Source organism: Streptomyces sp. NPDC058773, assembly GCF_042746015.1.
Lineage (GTDB): Bacteria > Actinomycetota > Actinomycetes > Streptomycetales > Streptomycetaceae > Streptomyces.
Genome location: NZ_JBHYPE010000021.1, coordinates 42109 through 49130, shown reverse-complemented (window position 1 = coordinate 49130; position 7022 = coordinate 42109). Strand labels below are relative to the sequence as shown.

General features: G+C 72.5%; 6 protein-coding genes and 1 pseudogene. 2 read left to right on the top strand and 5 right to left on the bottom strand.

Translation table 11 applies throughout. The annotated features are described in order from the left end of the window. Window positions 1–137: 137 nt before the first annotated feature. From ACFW5B_RS19680 to ACFW5B_RS19670, 3 genes and pseudogenes are all read right to left on the bottom strand, one after another. Window positions 138–1034 (bottom strand): annotated as a pseudogene (locus ACFW5B_RS19680) (chitinase); the annotation flags it as partial. 323 nt (window positions 1035–1357) lie between these two features. Continuing rightward, window positions 1358–2791 carry an ATP-binding protein gene (locus tag ACFW5B_RS19675; protein ID WP_386440739.1) on the bottom strand — a complete coding sequence of 478 codons (1434 nt, stop codon included), beginning with the start codon at window positions 2789–2791 and terminating at the stop codon, window positions 1358–1360. Window positions 2792–2825: 34 nt separating this feature from the next. Continuing rightward, window positions 2826–3518, bottom strand: a complete 693-nt coding sequence (locus ACFW5B_RS19670; RefSeq protein WP_386440737.1) for a response regulator transcription factor — start codon at window positions 3516–3518, stop codon at window positions 2826–2828. 120 nt (window positions 3519–3638) lie between these two features. On the opposite strand from ACFW5B_RS19670, the gene ACFW5B_RS19665 reads away from it, so the two are divergent. Beyond that, window positions 3639–4199, top strand: a complete 561-nt coding sequence (locus ACFW5B_RS19665; RefSeq protein WP_386440735.1) for a hypothetical protein — start codon at window positions 3639–3641, stop codon at window positions 4197–4199. A gap of 76 nt (window positions 4200–4275) precedes the next feature. Here the strand turns inward: ACFW5B_RS19665 and ACFW5B_RS19660 are convergent, their stop codons facing one another. Together ACFW5B_RS19660 and ACFW5B_RS19655 are read right to left on the bottom strand one after the other, a co-directional pair. Next, window positions 4276–5136, bottom strand: a complete 861-nt coding sequence (locus tag ACFW5B_RS19660; RefSeq protein WP_386440732.1) for a spermidine synthase — start codon at window positions 5134–5136, stop codon at window positions 4276–4278. Between the two features lie 187 nt (window positions 5137–5323). Then, on the bottom strand, window positions 5324–5635 hold the full coding sequence (locus ACFW5B_RS19655; RefSeq protein WP_386440729.1) for a chaplin: 312 nt from the start codon (window positions 5633–5635) through the stop codon (window positions 5324–5326). 245 nt (window positions 5636–5880) lie between these two features. Between ACFW5B_RS19655 and ACFW5B_RS19650 the strand changes: the two genes are divergently transcribed. After that, the gene (locus tag ACFW5B_RS19650) at window positions 5881–6972 is read left to right on the top strand and encodes a hypothetical protein (RefSeq protein ID WP_386440727.1); all 1092 of its coding nucleotides are present in this window, start codon (window positions 5881–5883) and stop codon (window positions 6970–6972) included. Window positions 6973–7022: the final 50 nt, after the last annotated feature.

The following is a 7022-nucleotide window of genomic DNA, read 5'->3' as shown; positions in this document are numbered from 1 at the left end:
CGCCGCGCTGGGGGCGGCGGGGGTCTCCCCCCCCCCCCGGGGGGGGGGGGGGGCGCGGGGGGGGGGGGGCCCCCCCCCCCCCCCCCGCCTCGGGGGCGGACGGTCCGGGCAGGGGGAACCGGACCGCCCGGTGGGGGTCAGCCCTTGTACGCGCCGAAGGCCTTGGTGAAGTCCAGCGGGCGCTGCTCGATGGAGCTGCAGGTGGGCTGCGCGGAGGTGCCCGCGCCACCCGGACAGGCCTGGTCGCGGGTCGAGGACCACATCGACAGCCCGCCCAGGTGCTTCTTCTCGGCGAACCGCACCAGCTGGGTGGCGTCGTCGGCCTTGAAGACCTCGCCCTGGACGTCGTTGACGCCGATCATCGGGGTCACGGCCACGGTCTTCCAGGCGGCCGCCTCGCTCAGGCCCAGGGCCTTCTTCAGCTGGCCCTGGGTGGCCTTGGCGGCCCGGGTGGCGTAGGTGCCCATGTCGCCGCTGTAGGAGGGGCCGTAGTCCATCGCCATGATGTTGACGGCGGAGATCTTGACGCCGTTCTTCTTGGCGTCGGCGACCAGGTTCACCCCGTCCTGGGTCAGCCCCTCGGGCATGACCGGCAGGGTGAAGGAGACGTCCAGGCCGGGGTGCTTCTTCTGGAGCCGGTTGATGGCCTGGGCGCGGCGGGTGTTGGCGGCGGTGTCCGGCAGTGCGCCGCCCTCGATGTCGAAGTCGGCCTTGGTGAGCTTGAAGCGGTCGATGACCTTGCCGTAGGCGGCGGCCAGCTCCTTCGCGGAGCCGCAGACCAGTCCGAGCTCGGAGCCGTTGGCGCCGCCGAAGGAGACCCGGACGTCGCCGCCGGCCGCGCGCAGTGCGGGGATCTGCCGGGCCACCGGGTTGTCGCCCAGCTCGCCCGCGCCGCCCCACTTGGGCTCGCAGCCGCCGCCGGAGGTGATGAAGGCGAGGTGGAAGTCCTTCACGCCGGTCTTCTCGGCGGTGCCGGTCAGGTCGTAGGCGGGGCTGAGCGAGGTGTCGACGTACGGGGCGAAGCCGGCCGCCGCCTTCACGGTGCCGCCCGCGGTGTGCGGCGCCTTGGCCGCCAGGGCGGAACCGGCGACGGCGACGGCGCCGCCCGCCGCGACCACGGCGGCCGCGCCGGTCACGATCAGCTTGGTGGTGCGGCTCGTGCGCCGGCGGTGTACCGAGGGAGTCATCGCATGCCTGCCTGTCGTCACATGAGGGGGGTGGGGTGCACCGTGGTGCGTCCCGCACGCTAGCGACAGCGAAACGGACAAATGCCGGGAACGGAGCGGCAGTTGGCGGAATTATGTCCGCCTTAAGGCGGCGAAAGGGAGCGGTTAAGAGCCTCTGGCATGTGCCCCGTTCAGGTGCCGATGCGCAGGGCCCGCCGCCCCCGGGCGCAGAGCGAGCGGCTCAGCCGGTGGCCGCGCCGTCCGCCGCGCGGGGCGCCCCCGCCGTCCAGCGCCAGCCAGACGCGCACCTCGGTGCCGCCGTACACCGAGCGGCCGATGCGGACGTCACCGCCGGTGGACTCGGCCAGCCGGCGCACGATGTCCAGCCCGAGGCCGGTGGAACCGCCCCCGGCTTCCGCCGGGTGGTTCCCCCGGCCGCCCCCGCCCGACCAGCCGCGTCGCAGCGCCGCGTCCGGGTCGTCGATGCCCGGCCCGGCGTCCGAGACCAGCACGATCACCGCCTCCTCGGCATTGTGGACGTCGACCGCGAAGGCGGTCCCCTCGGGGGTGTGCCGGAAGACGTTGCCGAGCATCGCGTCCAGGGCGGCGGCGAGGTCGGGGCGGGCGACGGGGACGCGTACGGGGTGGTCCGCGCCGGCGATGCGGACCGTGCGGCCCTCGTCCTCGGCGAGCGCCGACCAGAAGGACATCCGCTCGCGGATCACCTCGGCGGCGTCACAGCCCGCCGCGGCGGCCGCCTGCCGGGTCTGGGCCTTCTGCTCCCGGGCGGTGCGGATGATCTGGTCGACCTCGCGCTCCAGCTGCTCGACGGCGGACCGGGTCTGCTCGGCGGCGGGGGTGTCGCCGAGCGAGGCGGTGTTGAGGCGGAGCACGGTCAGCGGGGTGCGGAGCCGGTGCGAGAGGTCGGCGGCCAGCTCCCGCTCGTTGGCGAGGAGTTGGACGACCTGGTCGGCCATGGAGTTGAACGCACTGGCCGCGGCCCGCAGTTCCGTGGGGCCGTCCTCCGGGACGCGTACGCCGAGCTTGCCCTTGCCGAGGTCGTGGGCGGCACCGGCCAGCCGTTCGGCGGGCCGCACCATGCGGGTGCCGAGCCGGTCGGCGACCGCGACCGAGCCGATGACCAGCGCCAGGCCGACGCCGGCCAGCAACAGCCAGGAGGTGGCGACGCCCCGGGTGAGCGCCTCATCGGGGACGAACACCTCGACGACGGCGATACCGGACGCGACCGCGGTCGGCTGGAGGAGCGAGGTGCCGCCGGGGACCGGCGAGATGGAGGCCCGGCCCAGCTTGGCGGCGGCCGCCACATCGGCCTGCGGGGCGCGCCGGGAGCCGATCTCGGCGGGGCTGTCGTTCTTGCCGCCGGGCGGGACATGGACGCCGATCCGGCCGCCGGAGCCGGTCTCGGCGCTGGCGACGGCGCGTTCGAGCTGGCCGCGGTCGGTGGTGATGGCCAGGACCGGGCCGATGGTGGCGGCCTGCCGCTCGGCGTTGGAGTACGCGCGGTCGCGGGCCAGCTCCTTGACGACCAGCCCGAGGGGTACGGCGAAGGCGACCACGACCATCGTGGTGACCGCCAGCGCCACCTTGACCAGGGCCCATCTCACTGTGCTTGCCCCTTCACTTCCGGGCCGACGGGGCTCACCGGGGCGGCTCCAGCTTCACTCCGACTCCCCGCAGGGTGTGCAGGTAACGGGGCTTCGCCGCGGTTTCGCCCAATTTGCGGCGCAGCCAGGACAGATGGACGTCGATGGTCTGATCGTCGCCGTAGGACTGCTGCCAGACCTCGGCAAGGAGTTCCCTGCGGGCGACGACGACGCCCGGCCGGCCGGCGAGGAAGGCCAGCAGATCGAACTCCCGGCGGGTCAAGTCGAGGTCGACGCCGTCCAGTTCGGCCTGCCGGCGCAGCGGGTCGATGGACAGGCCGCCGACCCGGATCACTCGCGAGGGCGGTTCCGCTCCGGCCGCGGCGGCCCGGGAGCGGCGCAGTACGGCCGCCATCCGGGCCGAGAGGTGCTCGACGGAGAACGGCTTGGTGAGGTAGTCGTCGGCGCCGTCGTTCAACAGCCGGACGATGTCGGCTTCGTTGTCCCGGGCTGTGGCGATGATCACTGGGACATCGGTGATTCCACGCAGCATCTTGAGCGCCTCGCCCCCGTCCAGATCGGGCAGACCGAGGTCGAGGATGACGACGTCGAAGCCGACGTGCGCCACCTCACGCAGCGCCTCCAGAGCGGTACCGACACTGCGTACCGTATGGGAGGCCTCGGTCAGATGCCGGATGAGGGCCGAGCGTACGAACTGGTCGTCCTCGACCACGAGCACACTTGCCATGGGCGGCACCGTACGCCATCCAGGCGACAGCTCCGGACCGGAGTTGACAGCGGGGCGGTACGGTCCGCAGTGCTCGGCCCGGACTGCCGCCGCGCGGTCCGGTGGTGCAGTATGAGCCCAATGCAACGAGGACTGGTTCACGTGGCGGCCTGGACGCTGGCGACCGGCGCCGCGGTCGCCCTGTCGTGGTTCGGCGTACACACCGTGCTGTCCGGCACGGTGTACGACGCTCCGCGCGCCCTGCCCCTGACCAGCCAAGTCGACTCCTCGGAAGGGCAGTCGGACCGCGCCACCCCGCAGGTCTCCGCCACGCACCGTCCCAAGCCGTCCCCCTCCGCCACCCCCAGCACGACACCCGACGACCACGAACCGTCACCTCCGGCCACGCCGTCGCACACCGGCTCCGCCGCGCCCCGGTACCCGGCGCCCGACCCGCCGGGCGGCACCAAGCCGGTCTCCGACGGCCGGGTCAAGAGCTACTCCACGTCGGGCGGCCGGGTGGTCCTCGACATGGACAACCGGACCGCCGAGCTGGTGTCGGCCACGCCGAACCCCGGCTGGGAGATGCAGGTGTGGAAGCAGGTCGGCTGGCTGCGCGTCGACTTCACCGGCGGCGACGGCACCCACAAGTCCGTGATCTGCACCTGGAACGGCCATCCGCCGACGGTGCAGATCAGCTGACGGGCGAGCTGAGGCCGGGGCCGGCCGCGAAGGGCCCGGTGGCGAGGAGGAGCGCCCGGCCGCGCGCCGCACGGCGTCAGTCGAAGGCGTCGGGCGGCGGGGCGGGCGAGGCGGTGGCGGTGGCGTCGGTGACCGGGGCCGCGCCGCCGGTGAAGTCCAGCAGCGCCCGGCCGTGTTCGACCCGGCCGGCCTGGGGATCGGTCGCCGCCCGCCGGGTCAGCTCGGCGACCGGCAGCTCCCCGTCGGCGGCCAGCAGCACGGCGTTGCCGAAGCGCTTGCCGCGCAGCACGGCGGGGTCGGCGGTCAGACACAGCTCGCGGAAGACCGTGCGGACGGTGGCGATCTGGCCGCGCAGAAACCGCAGCGGCGGCCCGTCGGCGAGATTCGCCGCGTAGAAGCCGTCCGGCCGCAGCACCCGGTGGACCTCCGCCACGAATTCGGTGCTGGTCAGATGCGCGGGCGTACGGGCGCCGGCGAAGACATCGGCGATGACCAGATCCGCCCAGCCGTCCGGGATCTTCGCCAGACCGGCGCGGGCGTCGCCGCCGCGCACCCGTATGCGCCAGCCGCTGTCCCACGGCAACTGCCGTCGGACGAACTGGACCAGGGCCGCGTCGATCTCCACGGCCTGCTGGGTGGAGCGCGGGCGGGTCGCCGCGACATAGCGGGCCAGGGTCAGGGCGCCGCCGCCGAGATGGACGACGCGCAGCGGTTTGCCGGCCGGTCCGGCCAGATCGGCGACGTGCCCGAGCCGCCGCTGGTAGGCGAAGTCCAGATATGCCGGGTCGTCGAGGTCCACATGGGACTGCGGGGCGCCGTCGATCAGCAGGGTCCAGCCGCGCGGCCGGTCCCGGTCGGGCCGCAGTTCGGCAAACCCGCCGTCCACCGTATCGGTGACGGATTCCGCGCCGCCGCGCCCGCGTCTGCTCTTCGCCATGCCCACCAGTATGGCCGCTGCCCGGAATGCCGTATCCGCTGGTCAGCGCGTTCGCGGGAGCCGGGAGCGCCAGGAGCCCCGCGCGGACAGCGGAGTGGCGGACCACCCACGACCGAGGTCAGGGGCGATCCGCCAACTGCACGTCATGACCCGTGCCGGCCCGAGTCCTTCCGGACCGGCGGGCGGGTCACCTATTGATGCAAACGTTCCCGAACGCCGGGTTGAGCAGCGCGGCAGCGTTGAGGCTGTTGCCGCAGACGTTGATCGGGATGTTGATCGGAACCTGGACATTGTTGCCGCTGAGGATGCCCGGGGACCCCGCGGCGAAGCCCGCCGCGTTGGCACCACTGCGGTGGTTGTAGAGACCGCGGTGGTCATGGCGGAAATGGTCGCCACGGTGGTGACGCCCGTGGTCCCCGGCGGATGCGATGCCTGCGCCACCCATAACCATGGCACAGCTGGCCGCAGTCATCACGGCGGTCGTAACAAACCGCTTCATCCCATTCTCCTTTCAGTTCGCGAATGGGGCAACCGGTCACAACGAGCGAAAAGAGTCGGGGATGCGGGCGTTCCCCCTTCCGGGAAATCATTAGGCCTTCTGGCAGCAGCAGCCGGGCGACCGGAACTCCGGCATTCCGCCAATTGGCCGCCCCCGGCCGGGGCACGGCGTGCCTGTCGCGGTTTCCGACATGATTTCTGTCAGAGTGCTCTCCTGTTTGACTGATTGAAGTCGGAGAGGAAGACATGCGGAAGTCGCTGGACCGTACCGGGCGCGGCGCCGTATGCGCCCTGGCGTCCTTGGCATTGTCGGCCGCACTGTCTTCGGCGACGGCCGCTCCGGCCGTCCGGGAATCCGCACGAATTCCATTCACCGAGCGTTATCACGCCACACAGCACGGCGGAATCGTCCGCGCCGCCAACTCCTCGGTCACCTGCAAAACAGCATCCGGTCGCACCACCGCCCCGTGCGCCGCGGCCCAGCGGGGCGGCGCCGGCCGCAACGGCCAGTACCGGATGGCCGCCATCGACGTCGACGCCGACGCCGGCACCGCCGACTCCAGCAGCGCCACCCTGCGCATCCCGGCCGGTTCCCGGGTGAGCTACGCCCGGCTGTACTGGGGCGGGAGCCTGCGGGGCAGGGGGCAGCAGACCACCGGGGGCAGCGGCCGGGTGCTGCTCGCCGAGCCGGGCGGCCGGTACCGCCAGGTGCGCGCGGACACCCTGACCGGGCACCGCCCGCAGTCCGCGGCCGACGGTTTCCAGGCCTCCGCGGATGTCACCGGCCTGGTGCGGCGCGGCGGCAGCGGCGCCTACACGGTCGCCCGGATCAATATGGCGAGCGGCCCTTCCACGGCCGGTATGTGGGGCGGCTGGACATTGGTCGCCGCGTACGAGAACAAAAAGCAGCCGCTGCGCAGAATCGCGCTGTGGGACGGCTTCGAGTCGCTGGGCGCGGACCGCCGCGAGCTTTCGGTGCGGCTTTCCGGACTGCGCATCCCGGCGAATTCTCGGGGCCGCGCAGGCGTGGTGGCATACGACGGCGAGCGCGGCCGCGGAAATGACACGCTCTCCGTCCGGGCCGGCCGGAACCGCGCGCTGACGGTGCGGGATGCCGCCAATCCGGCGAATGATGTGATGAATTCTACGGTCACCGATTTCGGCCGGACGACGGTGCGGTGGCCGGCTTACCGGAACACCCTCGGATTCGATTCCGATGTATTCGACATCACCCCGGCACTGCGGTCCGGCGGTGACCGGCTCGCTTTCCGCTTCACCACCCGCAAACCGGGATATCTGCTCGGCGCGCTCTTCGTGCAGACCGATACCGGGCGCTGAGCGGCGCACCCGGAATGACCGCCGTGCCGGAGAGCAGGGAGCGGATCAGC